Raw genomic sequence first — 20,079 nt, 5'->3', positions numbered from 1 at the left:
CCTCTCTCATGAGTTACCCCACGCTTCGATCACGTCTAGACAATGTGGAGTAACTCTGTAGACGGCCGCCAGCGAGTCCGCACCGCTCAATGGTGTTGGTTAGCCCCCAGAGGGGGGCGGGAGGCGAGCTGAAGACAGTCATTCGTCCCCAGGAGAGTCCCAATGCCACTGCTTGAAGTCTACCAGCGAACCGTCGACGAAGACGTACAACACTCTGAAAACGATACCACCGTCTCCAGTGACAATGAGCACACAACCGACAACTGATGCCGAATCGGACGGTGAACAGCCTGCTACCAAGAGCGACGAGGTGGACCCCGCCGCGAGCATCCGTGACCGCGCCGAGCAGCTCCACGCCGAGGTTCACCAGTCGGATCGGTTCACCGCCACTACGTTCGGCTGCTGGAGTGCGCGGGCGCTCCTACGTCTGACTGAGCTCGAGGCTGACCGTCTTCCCAAAGATGCCCCCGACCACGAACACGACGCCTACTCCCATCAGTGGGCGGCAACGATGGCTTCAGCCGCTCGCTCCGACGTCGTGACCGATGTGGAAACGGGTCGGCTGCTCACCGGAAAAACCACACCGCACGAACTGGTTGCCGACCACCAGCAGGCGGCCCACTGGGTCCGCGAGGAAACGCGTCGAGAGCAATGAGTCGATCTCACTGTTCCAGGTGTGGCTACAAGGGGCCGAAAGAAGGACCGCTGCCCCAGCGGGGCTTGGACGTAATCCCGATCTATGAGTGTCCTGAGTGTGGCGATATCGCCGCGATCGGCTGTTCGTGTGACAATCCAGATAGCCACGGGCCGTCCAGTCCGACGTGACCGCACGCAGGTGATGTTGTTTTCTTCCCTGAGAGGGGTAAAGGCGGATAAAAATAGACGAATTGCATCCCGATCATGGTATCAAGCGTTCCCCAAGAAGGACGATGTTGCTCTCTACCCACATTGTTATAGAGCTGGAGAACCAAGATCCGAGCGAAAATGTCCCACACACCACCGGCGACTGAAGGGCAGGACGCTCAACAGTTCTTCGCCGTCGCCGAAACCCTGGCAGAAGAATCACGGCGGGATATCGTGGCAGATATCGTCGCCCACCCAGAGGGGCTTCCATCGATGAAGGAGTTAGAATTCACAACTGGGCTACACCGGACGACGATTCACCAGCATCTTGAGGCACTTATCGACGGAGGAATCGTTGAACCAGTTGAAATCCCTCCTGGTCAGCGGACGAAGGGCCAACCGAGCAAGTTCTACGCGATCAGCGATACGGCTCGACAGATCTTCGATCAGAATAACGTCTTTATCGAGGACCATTGGAAAGAGATCTACGATCGTGTTGAGAAACCCGAGGAGATTCAAGAGGCAGAAGCAGCCCCACGCCCAGATCAGGACTGAGGCGATGGAACTGTTAGACTAATACTCTTTCACACTCACCTCATCATGTCGAAGACTCACCTTCACCACCTTATCGAAGATACACTCACGTACTCGGAGAAAGACGAAGACGAACTCAGTATCGAGGAGTACCGCTCCCTCCGCCGCGCTCTCCATACGGACGTTCTCGACGTCATCGCCGCTGAACAGTCCTTTTTTGTTCTTGGAAGCTACAATTCCGAAGAACGCTCCCGACTCGACAAAACGGTCGAGTTCCTCTATAATGATGGGTATGCCTTCCTTCTCGACGACACGCTCGAGGCATGGGAGAACTGGACCACGCATTTCAAAATCTATGCTGATCGAGCGACGCACATTGTTGGCGTCTTCGAGCACGCTGATGGCGGACACGAGTGGGAGGCAGGATATCTTGATCACCGAGAATACCGCGAGAAAACGTACATCTTGAAACGGAGGTACCCACAGCTCGATCCAAAAGACGAACCGTTTGACGGAATGATGGCCCACTATATGCTCCTCGTCGATCGCCGCAACCAGTTATTCGAATGGGAGGGTAACGAGGACTCTAGCCAGGATGAACTAGAGCAAAGCCTCCTACGTGCACTCAGCGAGTTTCTCGCCTCACTCCCGTAGCTACAGGCACACCGGCTGTAGTGACTCCTGTGTGATGATCGCTCCTCTTGAGAGGAGGACATTTCGATGGACAGACCCCGCCGTCATCTGCGCTCGTTCGACCATCCCCGACGACGTTCCCTTCGATACAAACCCGGTAACGATCGAAGCCACGCTTGACGAGATAGGAGACGTTTGATTCGGATGTTCTTCCCGAACTGCCCTGCTCGTCCGGCGCCGACGGACGGCCTCCAGGATGCCAACGCGCCCAACAGCCGAACGCAACTGAGAATCCGAATAGTCCGCAAACGCTCTCCTCCTTTGAGGTAGACTGAACAATATCTCTCGACAGCACGCCGATTCTCAAAGGCCATCGTCGCATTATGCCGTTACCCCACGAGGGAGACAATTTGCGGTGCGTGGAGTAACTATATGTAACTTCCCAATAATGATTGGTGTGCTTTCACTTCCACTATGATTTCCAGAGATTAACTAGACTCCAACACGAAGCATATCCTATGAGTTACTACGACGACGACCGCTGGGAGTTCGACCCCGAAGGCGAAGGCCGAATCGAGCCCGATCCAACGAACTCGACCGCTATCGATACCGGCGGCTACGAGCGCGGTGATGATACACTCGTGGACGACCATATGGGCTACCCGGATACGCCCGGCCCGGGACCCCACGATGAAAAATCAACCGAACACCGCTGTGCGTGTGGTGCCCCGCTCGATCCTGGCAGAACGAAATGCGACTTCTGTCTCACCAAGGAGGTCGAGTACGAGAAGGCGGCCGACACCGACACCGATCGTGAGGCCACGGGCGTTATTCACGTCCTCATCGACGCCAGCAGCGAAGCCAACGCCGTCTGTATCGCCAAAACCGTGTTCGAGGATATCGCCGAGGACTCGTCCACGCCGTTGATCGACGACATCGATGAGTGCGAACTCGTCGCCGGCCTCGATGATGATCTCGTAGATCGCTTCGCTCGTAAGTGGGGGCAGCTGCCCGCTGCTGCCCCAATCGACTCGATCCCCGGCCAACGTCAACTCGACACCATCCGACAGAACGCCGGCCACGACTATCTCCGAGCGAAAGACGGCCACACCGAGAACAACCGCCCGACGCTCGATCCCGTCTTGTTCGACGCCGACGGCGAGCCGATCACCGACATTGAAGAAGTCGGCCAGCTGATCGCCGGAGGCACGCTCGACCGGACTCGCCTCGAGTGGGATACGATCGACGCCAGTGACGGGCCGGCGCCGACCTGGATCGTCCCCGCAATTGCCCTCGAGCAGGTCTCTCGATCAGAGCCTTCCAATCCATCCCGTGAGGGACGCACACGCCGGACGCTCGCGTGTCTGGACTGCGGTGAGGCGACACGACACAGGTTTGCCGGTTGGAACGAAGTCCCTCACCCCGAGTTCAACGACACCCCGATCTGGGAGTGTACCCGGTGTCAGATACCCCAGCACGGCCCGAATCCCGACAGCGAACCAGCCGACTCGCAGTCGCGGTGAACCCCTTCTAACCCCCTCTTCTCGTTTCTGGCCGTTAAATAGCTTACTCCTCTCCCGCCTGTGGTGTTTGATCACCCCCCGAGAGGGATGTAGGGAGATTGAGAGTAGTCGGCGAGCGTCGATTCATAATCGCGAGGTAGTTTCAATGACTCAGCCAGACACCACTACGGTCTTCGCAGGGCTTGACGGCCGAGCAGACACACAGCTTCCCGACTGGTACGCAAGCAGTCACGACGTCAGTGACAGTCCCCCGTCGTTCGCCGAAGCCATCCGCGACCTTCCGCAAGCGATCGATACCGAGGTTGCCTACAAGAACCCCGTTACCGGGCAGTGGGTCGAAACTGACCGGTTTAACGCCATTGTTGAACCATCGCGACTCGGNGATACCGAGGTTGCCTACAAGAACCCCGTTACCGGGCAGTGGGTCGAAACTGACCGGTTTAACGCCATTGTTGAACCATCGCGACTCGGTGACTGTACACGGGCTGACGGCGGTTCCATGCCTGGATCGGATTCGGGGCAGGTCGATCCCCTGTTCCACGTGCCCACTGACTCTTATACCATCCTCAACCCACAGACGGTCTACACTCCCCTCGAACCGCTCCTTCGAGACTCGGAACTCGACGGGACGCCGTTTGTGGACATAATCTTCGGCGAGATTCGCCAGTACCGAGCTGGCGGCGAAGTCCATATGGACATCATGTTCGACGGTCTCGAAGCGACCCTCCCTGGAGCCGATCGTGAACCGATCACGATGGGCGTCACTTCCGGATATGACTTCTTCGGTGGCCATGCGGTGTACGTTGAGGGATTCGCCCAGGACGGCAAGTGCTCGAACTCGATGCGGGCGCTCACGGACAAGCAGATCGTCAAACACGTCGGCGATGTTCGCGATTTCGAAGACTGGTGGGAACAGATCCTCACCCAGCTTGAACTGGTTGCCGACGACCTCGTGCGGTTCATCAAGGACGCCCAGGAGATTGACCTCGACTTTACTGACCTGCCGTTCACCATTGAGGAGTTCTACACACTGTTGGAGTTTCCCGACTACCTCGCCGAGCGAGCCGCAGATGATGCGCTAGCGAACGCTACTGATCCGTTCATCATCGACTTGTGGACGCTACACTCGGGGGCAACCTACGCGCTCACACACTTCTTCCGTGGCCGTGAGGGCGGCTCTCTCGACGCGTACGTGCGAACAGCGAACGATATCCTGTTCAACCCTCAGGGAACAATCGAACAGGTCGAACACGCTTATGAGACAAACCAAGAGAACGCGGAAGGCGAGCAAAAAGCACTCGAAGGCGAGTGCGGGCTGGCTCGGATCGAGCAGGCGACGGCGGATATCCAGGCCGACGTCGAACAGTTCGAAACCCGCGAAGAAGCACTTCGGGACCGATTCCAGACCGCAATGGAGTGATCTGATAGAGCTGCCCGCTGCGAGAGCTCCGCATAAAATAGGAAACAGTAGAATTATGTATCAATTTAGTACAATCGCAAACTAAGGGATGGGAGATCTGACAGAGACGCTGTCGGTCGAAAATGTCGTCGGATCAACGAGCCTCGAACAAGAACTCGACCTCGAATCACTTGCCGACGATCTTGATAGAGTCTCATATAATCCGGACCAATTCCCGGGACTGGTCTCGCGAACAACAAACCCGAAAGCGACCTCACTGATTTTTCGCTCGGGGAAGGTCGTCTGTACAGGTGCGTCCTCTGTTGAGGATTTGACTGAATCAGTCGAACTGACGCTTGACAAACTTCGTGAACTCGGGCTCCAGGTTCCTGCCGATCCGGGGGTGACCCTTCAGAATATGGTGACCAGTGGCGATCTCGGAACGCGACTCAACCTCAACGCGATCGCAATCGGACTGGGCTTGGAGGCCGTCGAGTACGAACCTGAACAGTTCCCAGGGCTAGTCTATCGACCCGATGACTTGGATGCGGTCGTCTTGTTGTTTGGGAGTGGCAAACTTGTCATCACTGGTGGAACCCAGCATAGTGATGCTGAAGACGCGATTGAGTCCGTTCAGATGCGTTTGACCGATCTCGGGCTTCTCGAATGACGCTTGACTGGTGAGTTTGGAGAGGATTTTTCCTGTTCTTTCCTGAAACCGGAATGACACGCGGATTGAAGATTGCGTGGTTGGATCGTTCTTCGATCATTCGTCTCGCCGGCGAGGAACAGTAACCAGCAAGTCCTGCAGCCCTCAGTAGCTTGCGTACGATGGTGTTGGTCGATCCCCGAGAGGGATGGAGGATTCGTTCACATGACTGATCGACCCGAGATCACGACCCAGCACCAAGCCGCGTTTACCGACGACGGTGAACTCGAACTGACCGAAGAGAGCGTCGAAACCTCGCTCGAGGATTTCGGTGCCGATGTCAGCCATCGTGACGTCGAGCCCCGTCTTGATCGCCCCGCCGCTACAGAGTTCGGCGTTGACGACCGCGTTGAAGTTCGTCAGTTGGAGGGTAGCGACACTGATCAGGCATCGTTGTTTGCGGATACAGCTGCCGATCAGCAGACGCTCACAGGCGAGGACGCAAGCGCACAGTTCCTTTTTGAGGCTCCCAAGGAGAACAATGAGTGATCCGTCTGAGGGCCCTCACCTCCCCCTCTCGAACGAACCACAACCTGGTTGAATGCAAGAACACGCGTCCTTGCGTTGGTTGTAGCGACTCCTGATCCGCCAGTCTGTGGTGAGTCCACTCACGGCGATATGTATCCGCGCTGTGAAGCAGCCGTGCTAACCGGCCGATTCAATAAGAACGGAGAGCAGGTCCTCGAGTGCGAACGGTGTCTGTACCGTCCATAGGCATGGAAAACTATGGATCCCTGATCAGACGTCAGTAGTGTTGGTATTCCTTCTGCGAGGGGTGGAGGATTTCAGAGATGGGATTACAGTTAGAAAAGACAGCACAGACCGTGAGCGGAGGCGAGAACTGATGCTTGACAATTTGCCACCGGGCGTCCGTCCAGCAGACTGCGTGCCTGATGAGCCTAAACTGCCCGTTGATCCTGATTGCCACTGCGAGGCCCGGATTGAACGCGAGATGGGGGACCACTGATGGGGGCCGTTACCTTCGAAACGCTCGCGCTCGGCAAAACCGCCGACGAGGCGTTCAGCAACGCCGTCGAGGATGCGAAGCACATGCACGGTCACGCTGGGTATACGGGAACGATCGCTGAGAAATCCTCGTTCACAGTTATCCCTGAGAGCGAGCACAGGGGCCGCCAGAAACTGACGGTCGCTCGTAAACTGATCGACCAAGCAGATCAACGGATTCAACGCAAGCGTGGTCCCGCCGGAGCGATCAACTGTTCCGGGACGGAGACCGCCAAACGGTATCGTGAACAGCACGGCCTCGAAGGCAAATACGGTGACGTCTGGCTCTTCTTCGGTTGGGCCGCCCACTAACACGGCCCTGCAGGTTCATGTTGCTCGCACGAATGCGACCTCGAGCACCGGATGCGGAACCGGCTCGAAGATATCGTTGATGAGTGGAGCGCCTTTCCCCCACCGTGGGCCGGAGTTCACTCGAAATGTGGTGTGCACCACCCGGTGGTGTTGTTGTGCCCCTGAGAGGGGTGAGGCGCTTTCGAGCAGGCGAGAGCGTCAAGAGCGTGATTCCAATGTCTGTGAACACAGAGGCGACAGTCTCGTTCAGCGAAACAGAGACNGAGGCGCTTTCGAGCAGGCGAGAGCGTCAAGAGCGTGATTCCAATGTCTGTGAACACAGAGGCGACAGTCTCGTTCAGCGAAACAGAGACACGAAGCGACGAGATGAACGGCACGATCGAAGCATGGATTGCCGACCTTTCCGATGACGTCGAGGAGGCAGCGGCCAGCGTAAAGTTCCAGGAGTGGCTCGACGTCCAGAGTCGCTTCCACGGCTATTCCCACCGCAACACTCTGCTGATCAAACTCCAGTGTCCAGAGGCGAGTCGAGTTGCGGGATACAACACGTGGCGGAACGAGTTCGATCGACACGTCCGGGAAGGCGAAAGCGCGATCTGGATCTGGGTACCTATCATCACGAAGCAGTGCCCCCAGTGCGAAAACTCGCCGAGCTACCACGATAATAGTGACTGTGAGTATGACGAGACACCGCCGGAAGAGTGGTCGAAAGGCCTTGTTGGGTTCAAACCTGCGTCTGTCTTCGATATCTCCCAGACCGAGGGAGAACCCTTGCCCGACCTCGAGACCGAAGCAGCTGGTGATCCCGGGGAACTGGTGCCAGCCCTCCTCGACAGCGCAGATTCGCTGGGTGTCGAGACTCGGATCGTTGCTCCTGAAGAATGGAACTACGGAGAAGCAAAGGGAGTCTGCAAACAGCGCAGTCTCATGACGATGCAGCCGAAAGTCGAGGTGAAAGACCGAGAGAATCAGGCTGACCTCGCGAGCACGCTCATCCACGAGTACGCTCATGCACTGCTCCATTTCGACGTCGAAGACGACACCGAACGATCGAAACGCGAGGTCGAAGCTGAAGCTGTCGCCTACGTCGTCGGCCGGTATTTTGAGTTAGATATGAGCGGGTCGGCGTTCTATCTCGCGGCGTGGAACGGTGACGATGCAGAGGCGATTACGAGCCGACTCGACCGAATCAGTCAGACGGCACAAGAGCTGATTGAAACCCTTAGGTGAAACCACACGATACCCGAGGTGACGTGTACTCTCCCCTCAAGTCTGGACTTCTCGAGATTCCTCTGCTATTCCGGTTAATTCGGATGGGTAGGTATCTACACAACCAGGTATGTTGATTGGACAACGGCCGAGTTAGAGGTCGACGTACTGTGATTCCCACTCACGGCGTTCCTCAATGGCTTCCTCCCCTTCATCTGCGAGTGCATAGTAGTTCGTTCGCCGATCGAGCTCGCCTTTCTCGACGAGTTCTTTGTTGACGAGGGTATCGAGATTTGGGTATAGCCGCCCGTGGTTGATCTCGGTGCTATAGTAGGTCTCAACCTCGTCTTTGATGTCCTGGCCGGATGGCTGATCGGCGCCTGCGATGACGTACAGCAGGTCTCGCTGGAATCCTGTAAGATCGTCCATGGTGACGTATCCTTGTACCTGTATATTGTTATCCCTGTCGTATGCGACTGCCAGCCTCGAGCTACAATTCTGAGAGGAACTGTATCCTCTGGTTTAGTTTCTATTTGAAAGCGATGAGTTAGTCACAGAAGTAAGCTGGTCGAGAAGGGAGTCGACGACTGAGTCACTGCTTTTCTCCGTGTCTGCAGAGTAGTCCTCTCGAGGCTCTTCGTAGACTTCGAGTTCGATACGACTTGCAGCCGAGAGTCCGCCCTCGAGGACCTCGAGATTGAGGATTGCAGTCTGGTAGATCACGAGCGCACGGGTCTCATTGACGTCCAGATACTGGATGCTGAGCCCCTCGAACGTTGAAGGCAGATCAATTGGGGACCCAAAGGGATATTCTCGAGACGGATCCGAATCGCTTGACATCGGATTCTCATTTGAGGCCTGTACAAATAGACCCTCTCTTTGTTGCAGTCGCTGAATTAGGTTGCCTGTGGAGACGTCTTCGGAAAGGATGGAAGGAGTTGCAAACGGGCCACCGGTCAGGTGGGGAGCTGATGCCGGTGGCCAGGTGCAGGGTGGGGTGCTGAGCAGCGGTGTCGCGTTGGGTGGTGCGCGACACTCGGAATACTCGTTGGAGTCATTATCAATCTCTTGCTTGCCCTACGGGCTCGAAGCGATATTTGGGGTTGGCCCCCGNGGTGCGCGACACTCGGAATACTCGTTGGAGTCATTATCAATCTCTTGCTTGCCCTACGGGCTCGAAGCGATATTTGGGGTTGGCCCCCGACGTGTTAGCTGTGAACGCCGGGCTGACGTACTCAACCCCGATAAACGATCACTGAGAACGGGTCGGCTGTTTACGAAGCAATTTATACAGGGATGTGGCAGTCCGTGCTATGCCAAATTCACCTGTTCAGCAGACAAGTGGTGCTCCATCGTCGGAACAGAGACCCTACCATGAGACGACACCCGTTGTTGCAGTCGTTTCCGCAGTTGCTGATGCTGCTGGAACAGATCCACTTGAGTTGCCACCCCTCGGCAACGCCATTAATCCGGAGGCGTTGAACGATCTGGTCGGCGCTGAGAGGAGCCCCGGTCTGGAGTCGATCTCTTTTGAGTATGCTGGCTACGATGTCGTTGTCTCCGGCGCTGGCGATATTGAGGTCGTTCAACCTGAGTAAATCGGAGGCATAGGACCGGCAGTCCTCTCGGAGAACGATGGTTCTTGTTTCACAGTAGGCTAGTACAGATTCTAGTAGAGTCTGGAAATCTTCATCCTACGGACCAACAGAACCAGCCGCTATCTGTCGGTCATTATTGGTTTACCGGTAGCTATGAGCAAAGACTTCCGGAGAGTACTATAGAGTTTGACAGGCAGTAGCGGACGAATTCACGTCTGCTGTCGCTTGAGAAACTCGAGGAGCGCCTCGATATCCTCGGCCGAAGCTGCTGATTGGCCGAACATACTCTTGAACCGATGATCGAGCCCACCCTCTTCGATGAACGCTTGTGCATCACTGAGCTGTTCCCGAAGAGCACCAATATCGCCGCGATACAGATGCGTCTCGACCATGTCGAGGTCGATTGACGGAATTGCAGCAAGGACATCAGCGAGATCCGTTTTCCGACCACTGTGGAGCTTGGCCGCGGCAAGCACTTCTCCATCAGCTGCTCGTGCGGTCGTCGACCGAGTTCCGCCTGAAATTGTCGTCGGGGAACTATATTTGCGCAGATAGTCGAACGACCACTCTGCCTTGGTTTGTCGGCAACCGAGGCCGTTCACAAGGAGATCTACACCAACCGGGTGAGGTAGTCCCTCGGTTCGTTCGAAGAGTTCGATTTCACGATTGTAGATTGTCTCCTCCGGTGGCACTTCGAGGTCAGACTGACGTTCGAAGCCGCGCGCTTCGAGAAATGCAACGGCTTCATCGTAGTCATCCGGGGCGATGACGAGGTCGAGATCAGTCGAGAATCGCGTTTCGAACTGACTGATCGCGTATCCACCAACGAGGATGAACCCGATATCAGACTGCTCTAGCTCTTCGAGCACTTCGATGAGTGCCTCACTGCGGTCTTCCTGGCTCATATTTAGGCTGGCTCCATACGGTAGCTCGTGTCAGTGTCGATGTCGTCGTACATGCGACCGAGCATGTCGAGTGCGGACTCGAAGGTCGCATAGTACTCGTTTGCGAACGCCACGGTTTCCTGGAGTGGGATGACGGGTCGTCCATCAACCATCTCAACCTCGATCTGTGGTCGTGGCTCGAGGACGACCTGGATGGCGCCATCGAGGTCTTCAGCGGGCTGGCGTTCCTCGGCAGTCGGGATTCCGAACCGATCGAAGAACTCCGTCCAGGCGTCGAGGTCGGACTCGCGGACGGCGATGAACAGCGGATAGTCCTCTGGGTTGCGAGCGACCTGGTAACCGCCGTGGGTCCAGACGTAGACCGCATCGATGGCAGTATATGCATAGTCCATACCCGCGAATTGTGGGAGGACATACGCTTCTGAAATTGACGGTGGTGAGATGTCTGCTGCCGCCATTAGGAGCTCGAGACCAGCGTCTTGGATCGTTTGGTCGACAAGCTGGAGGCCATCATCGTACACGACGTATCCCGCTTCCTCGATACGGTTCACGACGCGACGGATTGTCTCCCGATTTTCGTCGACCTTCCGCGCGACACCCGAAATGGTATCGCCTGGGTCGAGCGCGAGGATAACCTTGAGTTCCTTCTCACCACACGCTTCGTACATTCTATGGTTGCATGATTCTGTGCAACACCCAAGAGAGTTACTATTCGTGTGAGTCTGCTTACTGAATCTGGCGAGTTGCTGATCTGCTCGTGCAGATTGAATTGACCGGCGAGTACGAACAGACACCACTCGTAACGGCAGAGAATACGCTCACGCTGTTGAAGAAGGAGACTGGAATCGGGTAAAGAGCCACTCTACCCGCGTGGAAGAGTTGGTTTTGAGTGGCGACACTGGAAGCTACCTCTGAAGAGCGCTGGAACCCTTCTAAGACTNAAAGAGCCACTCTACCCGCGTGGAAGAGTTGGTTTTGAGTGGCGACACTGGAAGCTACCTCTGAAGAGCGCTGGAACCCTTCTAAGACTAACATGAATTAGTGGCTGAGAGGGGGTCCGAAAGATCGCCGATAGACTGATTTGTCCGAATTCACCGACAACAAGCCTGCTAAACCTACTGTAGTCTCATCTTCCAAAGTACAGCAGAAGTTGAGACTGCGTCACCCAATGCATATGGATCGGCATTCGCTTCGCTACTTCGTTTCGGCGAGAAATCTGTGTATAGTAGATGGCCTTCTATATGGTGACATCGTGGACATTCGTAAATTTCTAATAGGATACGTCTGCTGTGTTATTTAATGACTTACCAGAATCTGGATGCTGAATTGGTCAATGAACTTCTCACGGATGGACGTGCGAGCCTTCGGAGTCTAGCTGAAGAGCTCGATGTGTCCGTCACGACAGTCTCGAATCACCTTTCCGATCTCGAGGAAGACGGTNGAAGACGGTGTAATCCAGGGATACACACCGATCGTCGATTACGATGCTGTCGGGTACGACGTGACGGCAGTGATGCAGCTCAAAGTCGAGGGAAGTGCACTTGGTGAGATCACAGAAACACTCCAGGATCATGATCAGATGATGTCTGTTTACGAAGTCACCGGTGACTACGATATCATCGCGATTGGCAAGTTCACGGACACCGATGATATGAACGACCAGATCAAAGCCCTCGTGACTGATCCCGACATCAAGCAGTCGAACACTAGTATCGTTCTGAATAGCGTTGCCGAAAACGAGCAGTTCGAACTCGAAGCCGAAGACGAAGTCTGAGTGGTCGAATTCGCCGGTATTCTATCCCCAAGCAGTGATTCACGATTTTGTGTTCGGNAGTTCGAACTCGAAGCCGAAGACGAAGTCTGAGTGGTCGAATTCGCCGGTATTCTATCCCCAAGCAGTGATTCACGATTTTGTGTTCGGTGATCGTGTTCTCGGCGAACTCGCAGCCACCGAGTAGCCGGTTTGGAAGCGGTCAGTCGTTTCGTAGCAGTGTTTCCATCGAGTCAACACCGTACTCTACCAGGAATCGTCTACGAGTCGGGACATCGTTTCGAGTCAGTAGGAACCAGCAAGAGATTGATAACGTATCCACCTCAAACACTAGGTGTCGCGTTCAGCCCAACGCGACAGCGTCACCCGTACTGTCACTCTGCACCTGGTTACCGGTATCAGGCCCCCACNAACACTAGGTGTCGCGTTCAGCCCAACGCGACAGCGTCACCCGTACTGTCACTCTGCACCTGGTTACCGGTATCAGGCCCCCACCTGATCGGTAATCGATTTTCACGCAGCATTCGCAGAAGTTGAGACTGCGTCAACCAACTTCATATGGAATTGTCACCGGTTCCGGCACTTCGTTTCGGCGAATCTTCACCGAGAGAGCCGATACAGAGAAAGTGCTTAGTGNACCAACTTCATATGGAATTGTCACCGGTTCCGGCACTTCGTTTCGGCGAATCTTCACCGAGAGAGCCGATACAGAGAAAGTGCTTAGTGACCAGCAACCCTTCTATCACATTAATTTAAAATCGTAATATTCCATAGCAGCCAAACTATAAAATGCTGATTAGAACGCTACCAAGAGACAAGACGGCTCCGAAGAAAACTACCCAAGCCAGAAGAGACGGTATCTGCTCAGTGTTGGAACCTCTAACTAGGAGATATCCACTCGGCACAATAAGCAAGAGACTACCTACTACCTGTAGAACGACACCAANGGAACCTCTAACTAGGAGATATCCACTCGGCACAATAAGCAAGAGACTACCTACTACCTGTAGAACGACACCAATGTTGGCACCACTCTGCCTTGTTGAACGCAAGACGGCATCGGGGTGGGGTTGCTGATCTACAATTTCACGGCGTTAGAGACGGCTTTTCGACCTCAGAAGATGCAGTAGCTGTCAGTCACAGCGATTGCTGATGAGTCAAAACTATGGTACCTTGCTCCGTTGTTCCGGTGACGACGGCGATGCCTCTCCCGGATACGTCCGGAGAAGGGGAGCAGGCGGCGAGCCCTTAACTCGCCGCCTGCGTTAGGTTATGCACGATGCACTTGCGAGTCAGCTCCCGGAACTGGCCGTGCCAGCTCCGGGAGCGGAGCTTCTCGCCGTCGTCTTGCTTCAGCTGCGAGAAGCCGGTTTCACTCATCCAGCGCTGGTTGTAGTCATCGNGCCAGCTCCGGGAGCGGAGCTTCTCGCCGTCGTCTTGCTTCAGCTGCGAGAAGCCGGTTTCACTCATCCAGCGCTGGTTGTAGTCATCGTTCATTCGTGCGTTGTGGGCCTTCTGCAACGGTGTCTGTTCCCTGTGCTTGATCAACGGTCGCGTTGACTCGGAGCGACACTCCTCACGGAGGTCGCTCCACGAGTAGTTCGCGTCAGCAGACAACACACGCAGGTCTTCCGCGTTCCGGCAGAAGACCTGTATCCCGATGTGGCCGTCCCAGGCCTTCTGCGTCGTAAAATGAACGTCCTTGATCGCCAGTGAGTTCACGTCGATCAAGATCGTTGTCTTCATCGACTGGAATGAGTTGTTCGCTCGGTCGCGGTAGTGGTAGCTGGTTTGATCGCGCTGGAAGCCACTTGCATCAATCGCAGCTTCACCACTCCAGCCCGCCTGCTCCGCCGAAGCGCGGAGCAGGCGGCGCAGTTCACGCATCTGATACTCCTGCTCCCACCGACAGAACGAGCTGTAGTGCGGTGCCTCGTCGAGATCGAACACAGCAAGAACACCTGGCATCTCGTTGAGGTAGTCTTCAGTCTCACAGAGGCTCTTCTCCAGTTCGACGCGGAACAGAATTAACGCGATCTGTGTCCACTTGGCGTCCCCGTCCGCGCCATCCGGCGCGGCGGGTACGTCCGGATTGTCAACGTGCTGTTTGGCAAGGTCTCGACACATTCGCGCTAGCCGTCTGAGCGATGCCATATCGCCAGACGGCGTCCATTTCCCGGTTAATCTGACGGAACCTTCCTGTGAGAACGTCTGAAGTTGCCGTCAATCGGCGGCAAAACAAGGCAAGAGATGTTCTACATCGTCAAGGAGATGCGATCTGAGCCGACCGCTCAGATCGCTCGTGACCTTGGCCGAGACTACGAAGCTGTTCTCAACTTCGTTCATAAAGTCCAGGACGTGAGCGGGGAGATCGATGAATTTGAGCTGTACGGTGTCTGTGAAGCTGACGAAATCTACGTGACAGCCGGTGAGAAAGGGATCGAAGACGAGGATGAGAGTCCGCGCGAGCGCGGACTCAAAAAAGGGACGAGGACGATTCGAATCAGACAAACCACCGGTGTTGACACTCGTCCGTCGGGATGACGGACGAGTTCGGTTTCTCGTATGCAAGGATCTCCAAGACGCCGACGAAGACATCGCTGAATACGGTGATGGAAGCGTCATCCTCTGTACCGATGATTACACAATCTACGACGAGATCGAGGAGAAGGAGGGGTGGCCGGCCATCTGGCCGTCACCCACTCCGATACCTACGTCATCGGCGATGCCCACACGAACACCTGTGAGAACCGCCACAGTTCCCTTCGCCAGTGGCTGGCAAAGTTCAGGGGGGTCTCAAAACATCATCTTCAACGATATCTCAATTTCCTTGAGCTGAAACTCAACGAACCAGACATCTGGTTCGAGAAACTCCTATGTTACAATGTCTCGGGATGAGCGTACATGGTATTAGATATGACCAGATCTAGTTCTCCGATAGGTTTTTTTACATCAATGCCTAATTAGAACTCAAATGGAGCGGATATTATTGTCTATTATAGTGGTAGCAATTATGGTTCAATATATCGGGTATTTTCTCCTCCGTATTGACATTCGACGGATAGGATATACGGATCAGAAAATAAAACAGCTGCCCACATTAACTGCGAGACTTCCCCTCATCGGTGTAGTTGTTCCATTTTGGTATCTATATCGGAGGGGGTCTCTCAAGAAAAAAGAAAACGATTGTTAACTTCTATATCGGTTTCTAATACGATATATGACTCCGGTCAAGATATTACTCTTATTTATTGTTGTAGCTGAATACCAGAGTTAAACATATATCATTTGAGTTTTTAGCCATAGATGTATGAGAAGAAGGGATATCATTAGATCAATCGGTACTGCAGGCGTTGGATCGGTCAGTCTCGCAAGTATCAATATCACGTCTGCGAATAGAGTTGAGCAGAATTTAATACAATCCCTATTAGATACTACGACAGTTCAACGACTCCAGGAGGAGTTCCGTTCTATCGATTTCAGAACGGAACAAGCCGAACAAGTTGATATTACGCTTAGTCGAAGTGGTGAGGAATCTTCGGGCTACCGTGTTGTACCATCCGTGTTCGGTTAAGGAGCAAAACCGACAGACGCCAGCGTCTTGATGAGCTTATCTTCAGAAACCGCGTAGAGAGAGGTTGTGCTACCTGAACTCTCTCCAACACTCATACGCCGCCGGCTGACTTCCCTCTTTCCCGTAGACCTCGTCGAAGGCATCGCGCGCGAGCGCGATGCCGTCCAACGCCATCGAACGATCGACATCACGATGCTCGTCTGGTCGCTCATCTTGGGCTTCGCCGTAGACGGCGAAACCCGCTCTATCGCCGCGTTTCAGCGGGCCTACCAGACTGCGACTAACCAAACCGTGGCTCGTTCCAGCTTCTATGACCGATTCACGCCAGAACTCCGTGCCCTCCTGAGCGACCTCCTCGCGCACGCGCTCGAGGAGGTCGCGGTTCCGCACACCATCGCTCCGCAACTCACCCAGTTCCGCGATACGATGATCGCCGATGCAACCGTGTTCAGGTTGCATCGGCTCCTTACGGCATTTCCAGCAACTCACGAAGATCAGTCCGGAGCGCAGCTGTATCTCGTCTACAACGTCACGAGACAGACCCTCGCACAGTTCAAACTCACTGGCGAACGAACACATGAGAGCAGCCAGTTCCGCACGGGGAACTGGCTGCGTGGACGGCTCTTTCTGTTCGATCTCGGCTTTTACAGCTCCCGCCGCTTCGCGTTGATCGACGAGAACGATGGGTTCTTCGTGAGCCGGTTGAAGACAAACGCGAATCCGCGAATCGTAGGCGAGCGACGGAAATGGCGCGGGCGCGCCATTTCCTTGACTGGAACTCATCTCCAAGACCGACTCTCGAAGCTCACGCGCGAGCACATTGATGTGACCGGTGAGTTCGAGTTTAAGCGCCGGAAGTATGGTGAGAGGCAGTCACAGGATATCGTTGAGTTTCGCGTCGTCGGTGTCCGCAACGAGGACACCGACGACTACCACCTCTACGTGACGAACCTCCCGGACGAGTTCACCCCAGAACAAGTAGCAGCCTTGTACAGCCTGCGATGGAAGGTTGAGTTGTTGTTCCGGGAGTTGAAGTCGCGGTACGGACTGGAAAAGTTCGAGACAGGTGATGAAGCGATTGCAGAGTTGCTCGTAACGGCGGCTCTGCTGACACTTGTGGTCAGCAGAGCCTTGTTAGCGGTGTTTCAGGAGATTGAACCGGACGTAGAGTATCCAGAAGAACGCTGGGCGACGACCTTTCGGTCGGTCGCCCAGCCAGTGCTTGCAGATCTCGGACTTGCTCTGGGCCATCCACCACCGAATCTTCCTGAACTGGTGCGTCGTGAGGCTCGCCAACCAGAGAGATCACGCCTCACCTTGAACAAACGAGTGGCTCAAGCCTTCAAGACGGTGATCTGGCCTTAACCGAACACAGATGCGTGTTGTACACATTCCGAGCCATATCGGCGGGGTAAGTATCATGTTAATGGGAGAGTACGTGGTGGCACTAATGGTGGACGTTAACAAGAACGGAAAGAATCAAATGCGACATGGTTTTGGACCGGAACCCCTCCCTGATGCGTCCGTCGATGAGGTCACGGTGATGATTAGCGACGACCAAGTAGAGGTAATGCGTAGTGTGACTGAGAAAGAACGAGAGGAGATCGCCACTGCGCTGTCAAAAGACAGTGAAGATCTGTTCATGTACAGTTCATCTCTTGAAAACGGTTACACGGCAGTAGACCGTGACGCCGCTGACAAAGCCAAATCAGAGCTAACACCCGCATCACTATCGACTGGGGAGAAAATCAACGTATATAGAGTCTCCCAAGACAGAGACGCAGTAGTTGAGAACAGGACAGAAACGTTTGGTCAGTCTTCGAATCAACTCGTTCAGACAGCGGGGGTAGGAAGAGATGTCGCATACTGTGTTACAAATTCAACATCATGTATCCTGACGATCGACACCTGTCTGAAGTGCAAAATACCCTGTATGGCCTCAAAAATACCGGGTAATCCAAGTTTCGCGGGCGTGGTCGCGGTTTGCCTCATCTGTATTTCCCATCCCTGTGGACACGAGTTGACAGCAGTATTGGCCGACGAAGGTGGGTCGTGTGAAGCGATGCTTTGCTGTCTTTCTGACTTCTCCCAGTATATATCCGGTGACCGAATCGATCCAGATGGGCTGATAGATAAGATTCCCGCATACTCCTGTAATTGACTCAGCTTTGCATAGCCCGTTGCACGGTTTCAAAATTAGCTCCAACCTATCGCGGTGTGGTCACTAGCTTCTGAAATAGTCACTTTAACTAGACTAGAAGTCGGATCGATAGTATGTCCAGCACTAGATCCGACACGAGTGAGAACCCAGCCACTTCGCATAAGACTCAGTACCTCACAAAGCATCGCCAGTTAGCGTGATCTGAGCCATCTATTCTGTTGAGGTGAGTCGTCGATCACGGTTGAGCAACGCTGATCGAAGGCGGAGCTATCGCTGTCGGCGGCGGTCAGCCGCCGACGCGACAGCGTTGCCACTTGCGAAGACGCTTGCTCGGTCGTTGTTACCGGTGGAACCGGTCGTCAGGTGGTCGATTTGCGGGGACGGCCCGACGCACCGCGAGGGCCGTCCACGCAGCCCGCCGAACCATATTGACGAACTCCTTGTACGGCCACCACCAGAGGCGACGCCCGCCTCGGCGGGGCGTCGCCACGTATTCGTAGTGAAGATACCGCCACGCATTCTGCAAGAGCAGACTCACCACGACGTACAGCAACCTCCCCGTCGCGTCTCGCGTCGTTGTCGTCGCTATCGCTTGCTCGGACAAGCGATAGCTCGATTCGATACCGAAGCGTTTGCTGTAGTGGTATCGAGCGTCGCGTGGCGTCTCGATGAACGGCGCGTCAGCGGCGTAGCCGTGACGCGCTACGCCGTGCTCGTCATACTTTCCGTTCAGGTACGTACAGTCGATGTAGACGGGAAACTCGACGGTCCAGCTGTGACCGTCGAGTTTCCCTGTCAGGTCGTGCTGGATGACGCGACTCCATCCTTCCGAGAGTTCCTGCTGAATCGCCTCACCCCACCGGATGATCGGGACAACGTAGGCGTAGTTGTGCGCTTGGAGCAGCGTGAGACACTTGCTGTCGTAAAATCCGCGATCAAGATAGACGGCCTTGACCTCGGTGTCAAGGCCGTCGAGAATACCGAGGAACTCAGCGAGGACACTGCTGGCGGTGTCGCCGTCTTCGAGACGGCGCACCGCCAGCGTGTAGCGTTTGTTCTTCACACGCGCGTAGAGTGTGGCGTAGGCGTGGAACGAAGTGGTTCCACGCTTGGCTTCGGAGTGGTAGAGAGCGTCTGTATCGTCCTCGTCACCGTAGTAGGGCCGCAGGTGGAGGTCTGCGCAGACCTCCACCTGCTCGGGAAGCAGTTCGACGATATCTCGCCGAAGAAGCGTGTTAGCGACTCGTTCGAGCCGTTCCGGCTCGAACTTCGTCCGAAGGTGGTAGAGGATCGTGTTCGCAGAGAGAGAATCCTCGCTGGAGTTACACAGCGTCGAGATCGAGGTCCCGTCGGCGGTTGCGCCGACGAGGACCTCGTAGATGTCTTCTGGATCGATTTCAGCGTTGTTGGCGAGGTTCAGAGAAACTTCCTCGTCAAGCCGGTTGACGAGGAAGTTAAGGAGTTGGTCCTCGTGGATTTCACTGTCCGCTTGCTCTGCTTGCTTGGACACAACTCAGCAAGCGGACTCCTTCAACTTGCGAGCTTTGTGAGGTACTGAAACTGAGTGATCGGATTCGTCAGCATTCAATCCCTCGAGCAATGAATCACAAGTAGGCAATGGATCGTTCGTAGTTGTCCGTCTCTCTCCCACCAAACGATCGGTTCTGAATAGTTCGCCCCTTCTTCTCTTCGTTATTGAAGCCTGCTCAGAATCTATATCGGTGTACTGTCCTTCGAGTGGGTTTTAAGCGAGTAACGGGTGCAGATCTGATATGTACGATTTGACTGCGTTCCAGCGCGATCTGCTCTATGTTGTCGCTGGATTAGATGAACCGCATGGACTTGGGATCAAAGAAGAACTCGAGGACTATTACGAGAAAGAGGTCCATCACGGCCGTCTGTA

General features: G+C 54.9%; 18 protein-coding genes and 3 pseudogenes. 15 read left to right on the top strand and 6 right to left on the bottom strand.

The window, feature by feature from the left end:
* Positions 1–244 precede the first annotated feature (244 nt).
* The 9 genes from C492_RS07460 (at position 245) to C492_RS07415 (ending at position 8,188) form a co-directional block, all read left to right on the top strand.
* Positions 245–655, top strand: coding sequence for a hypothetical protein (locus tag C492_RS07460; protein ID WP_008421980.1), 411 nt, complete (start codon positions 245–247; stop codon positions 653–655).
* Between the two features lie 329 nt (positions 656–984).
* On the top strand, positions 985–1,398 hold the full coding sequence (locus C492_RS07455; RefSeq protein ID WP_008421979.1) for a helix-turn-helix domain-containing protein: 414 nt from the start codon (positions 985–987) through the stop codon (positions 1,396–1,398).
* Between the two features lie 45 nt (positions 1,399–1,443).
* A complete protein-coding gene (locus C492_RS07450; protein WP_008421977.1) occupies positions 1,444–2,031 on the top strand; it encodes a hypothetical protein in 588 nt (195 codons plus the stop codon).
* A gap of 434 nt (positions 2,032–2,465) precedes the next feature.
* The gene (locus C492_RS07445) at positions 2,466–3,533 is read left to right on the top strand and encodes a hypothetical protein (protein WP_239643401.1); all 1,068 of its coding nucleotides are present in this window, start codon (positions 2,466–2,468) and stop codon (positions 3,531–3,533) included.
* 145 nt (positions 3,534–3,678) lie between these two features.
* Positions 3,679–4,953 (top strand): hypothetical protein, encoded by a 1,275-nt coding sequence (locus C492_RS07440; RefSeq protein ID WP_008421973.1) that lies wholly within the window; start codon positions 3,679–3,681, stop codon positions 4,951–4,953.
* A gap of 88 nt (positions 4,954–5,041) precedes the next feature.
* Positions 5,042–5,602 (top strand): TATA-box-binding protein, encoded by a 561-nt coding sequence (locus C492_RS07435; protein ID WP_008421970.1) that lies wholly within the window; start codon positions 5,042–5,044, stop codon positions 5,600–5,602.
* A 204-nt stretch (positions 5,603–5,806) separates the two neighbouring features.
* A complete protein-coding gene (locus C492_RS07430) occupies positions 5,807–6,130 on the top strand; it encodes a hypothetical protein (protein WP_008421968.1) in 324 nt (107 codons plus the stop codon).
* A gap of 477 nt (positions 6,131–6,607) precedes the next feature.
* Positions 6,608–6,958 (top strand): hypothetical protein, encoded by a 351-nt coding sequence (locus C492_RS07420; protein ID WP_008421964.1) that lies wholly within the window; start codon positions 6,608–6,610, stop codon positions 6,956–6,958.
* Positions 6,959–7,264: 306 nt separating this feature from the next.
* Positions 7,265–8,188: an ArdC-like ssDNA-binding domain-containing protein gene (locus C492_RS07415; RefSeq protein ID WP_008421963.1), complete on the top strand. Its 924-nt coding sequence runs from the start codon at positions 7,265–7,267 to the stop codon at positions 8,186–8,188.
* Positions 8,189–8,320: 132 nt separating this feature from the next.
* Here C492_RS07415 and C492_RS07410 read toward each other — a convergent pair whose 3' ends face one another.
* Both C492_RS07410 and C492_RS07405 read right to left on the bottom strand, forming a co-directional pair.
* Positions 8,321–8,596: a PadR family transcriptional regulator gene (locus C492_RS07410; RefSeq protein WP_008421961.1), complete on the bottom strand. Its 276-nt coding sequence runs from the start codon at positions 8,594–8,596 to the stop codon at positions 8,321–8,323.
* 93 nt (positions 8,597–8,689) lie between these two features.
* A complete protein-coding gene (locus C492_RS07405) occupies positions 8,690–9,007 on the bottom strand; it encodes a hypothetical protein (RefSeq protein WP_008421960.1) in 318 nt (105 codons plus the stop codon).
* A gap of 473 nt (positions 9,008–9,480) precedes the next feature.
* On the opposite strand from C492_RS07405, the gene C492_RS22320 reads away from it, so the two are divergent.
* Complete coding sequence (locus C492_RS22320; protein ID WP_083898767.1) at positions 9,481–9,765, top strand: HalOD1 output domain-containing protein; 285 nt, start codon at positions 9,481–9,483, stop codon at positions 9,763–9,765.
* Between the two features lie 209 nt (positions 9,766–9,974).
* On the opposite strand, the gene C492_RS07400 is transcribed toward C492_RS22320, so the two are convergent.
* Both C492_RS07400 and C492_RS07395 read right to left on the bottom strand, forming a co-directional pair.
* Positions 9,975–10,670 carry a nucleotidyltransferase family protein gene (locus C492_RS07400; protein WP_008421958.1) on the bottom strand — a complete coding sequence of 232 codons (696 nt, stop codon included), beginning with the start codon at positions 10,668–10,670 and terminating at the stop codon, positions 9,975–9,977.
* A 2-nt stretch (positions 10,671–10,672) separates the two neighbouring features.
* Positions 10,673–11,338 (bottom strand): helix-turn-helix domain-containing protein, encoded by a 666-nt coding sequence (locus C492_RS07395; protein WP_008421957.1) that lies wholly within the window; start codon positions 11,336–11,338, stop codon positions 10,673–10,675.
* Positions 11,339–11,969: 631 nt separating this feature from the next.
* Here C492_RS07395 and lrp point away from each other — a divergent pair.
* A pseudogene (lrp, locus tag C492_RS07390) lies at positions 11,970–12,444 on the top strand (HTH-type transcriptional regulator Lrp).
* Between the two features lie 1,245 nt (positions 12,445–13,689).
* Here the strand turns inward: lrp and C492_RS07385 are convergent.
* Positions 13,690–14,595, bottom strand: a complete 906-nt coding sequence (locus C492_RS07385) for an IS5 family transposase (RefSeq protein ID WP_083898766.1) — start codon at positions 14,593–14,595, stop codon at positions 13,690–13,692.
* Positions 14,596–14,685: 90 nt separating this feature from the next.
* Here C492_RS07385 and C492_RS07380 point away from each other — a divergent pair.
* From C492_RS07380 to C492_RS23485, 3 genes and pseudogenes are all read left to right on the top strand, one after another.
* A pseudogene (locus C492_RS07380) lies at positions 14,686–15,339 on the top strand (IS1595 family transposase); the annotation flags it as partial.
* A 742-nt stretch (positions 15,340–16,081) separates the two neighbouring features.
* The gene (locus tag C492_RS07375; protein ID WP_049892822.1) at positions 16,082–17,380 is read left to right on the top strand and encodes an IS4 family transposase; all 1,299 of its coding nucleotides are present in this window, start codon (positions 16,082–16,084) and stop codon (positions 17,378–17,380) included.
* A 61-nt stretch (positions 17,381–17,441) separates the two neighbouring features.
* The gene (locus C492_RS23485) at positions 17,442–18,176 is read left to right on the top strand and encodes a hypothetical protein (RefSeq protein WP_152424819.1); all 735 of its coding nucleotides are present in this window, start codon (positions 17,442–17,444) and stop codon (positions 18,174–18,176) included.
* Positions 18,177–18,516: 340 nt separating this feature from the next.
* Here C492_RS23485 and C492_RS07370 read toward each other — a convergent pair whose 3' ends face one another.
* Positions 18,517–19,686, bottom strand: coding sequence for an ISH3 family transposase (locus C492_RS07370; protein WP_008421950.1), 1,170 nt, complete (start codon positions 19,684–19,686; stop codon positions 18,517–18,519).
* A gap of 262 nt (positions 19,687–19,948) precedes the next feature.
* On the opposite strand from C492_RS07370, the pseudogene C492_RS25165 reads away from it, so the two are divergent.
* Positions 19,949–20,079, top strand: a pseudogene (locus tag C492_RS25165) (PadR family transcriptional regulator); the annotation flags it as partial.

Source organism: Natronococcus jeotgali DSM 18795 (assembly GCF_000337695.1).
GTDB lineage: Archaea > Halobacteriota > Halobacteria > Halobacteriales > Natrialbaceae > Natronococcus > Natronococcus jeotgali.
This window is presented reverse-complemented; position numbering and strand designations above follow the sequence as displayed.

What these genes read in the sequence shown, in the direction of transcription:
- C492_RS07460 (WP_008421980.1), top strand. Translation starts at nt 245, where the DNA reads ATGAGCACACAACCGACAACTGATGCCGAATCGGACGGTGAACAGCCT.
- C492_RS07455 (WP_008421979.1), top strand. Translation starts at nt 985, where the DNA reads ATGTCCCACACACCACCGGCGACTGAAGGGCAGGACGCTCAACAGTTC.
- C492_RS07450 (WP_008421977.1), top strand. Translation starts at nt 1,444, where the DNA reads ATGTCGAAGACTCACCTTCACCACCTTATCGAAGATACACTCACGTAC.
- C492_RS07435 (WP_008421970.1), top strand. Translation starts at nt 5,042, where the DNA reads ATGGGAGATCTGACAGAGACGCTGTCGGTCGAAAATGTCGTCGGATCA.
- C492_RS07430 (WP_008421968.1), top strand. Translation starts at nt 5,807, where the DNA reads ATGACTGATCGACCCGAGATCACGACCCAGCACCAAGCCGCGTTTACC.
- C492_RS07420 (WP_008421964.1), top strand. Translation starts at nt 6,608, where the DNA reads ATGGGGGCCGTTACCTTCGAAACGCTCGCGCTCGGCAAAACCGCCGAC.
- C492_RS07415 (WP_008421963.1), top strand. Translation starts at nt 7,265, where the DNA reads ATGTCTGTGAACACAGAGGCGACAGTCTCGTTCAGCGAAACAGAGACA.
- C492_RS07410 (WP_008421961.1), bottom strand. Translation starts at nt 8,596, where the DNA reads ATGGACGATCTTACAGGATTCCAGCGAGACCTGCTGTACGTCATCGCA.
- C492_RS07405 (WP_008421960.1), bottom strand. Translation starts at nt 9,007, where the DNA reads ATGTCAAGCGATTCGGATCCGTCTCGAGAATATCCCTTTGGGTCCCCA.
- C492_RS22320 (WP_083898767.1), top strand. Translation starts at nt 9,481, where the DNA reads ATGCCAAATTCACCTGTTCAGCAGACAAGTGGTGCTCCATCGTCGGAA.
- C492_RS07400 (WP_008421958.1), bottom strand. Translation starts at nt 10,670, where the DNA reads ATGAGCCAGGAAGACCGCAGTGAGGCACTCATCGAAGTGCTCGAAGAG.
- C492_RS07395 (WP_008421957.1), bottom strand. Translation starts at nt 11,338, where the DNA reads ATGTACGAAGCGTGTGGTGAGAAGGAACTCAAGGTTATCCTCGCGCTC.
- C492_RS23485 (WP_152424819.1), top strand. Translation starts at nt 17,442, where the DNA reads ATGGGAGAGTACGTGGTGGCACTAATGGTGGACGTTAACAAGAACGGA.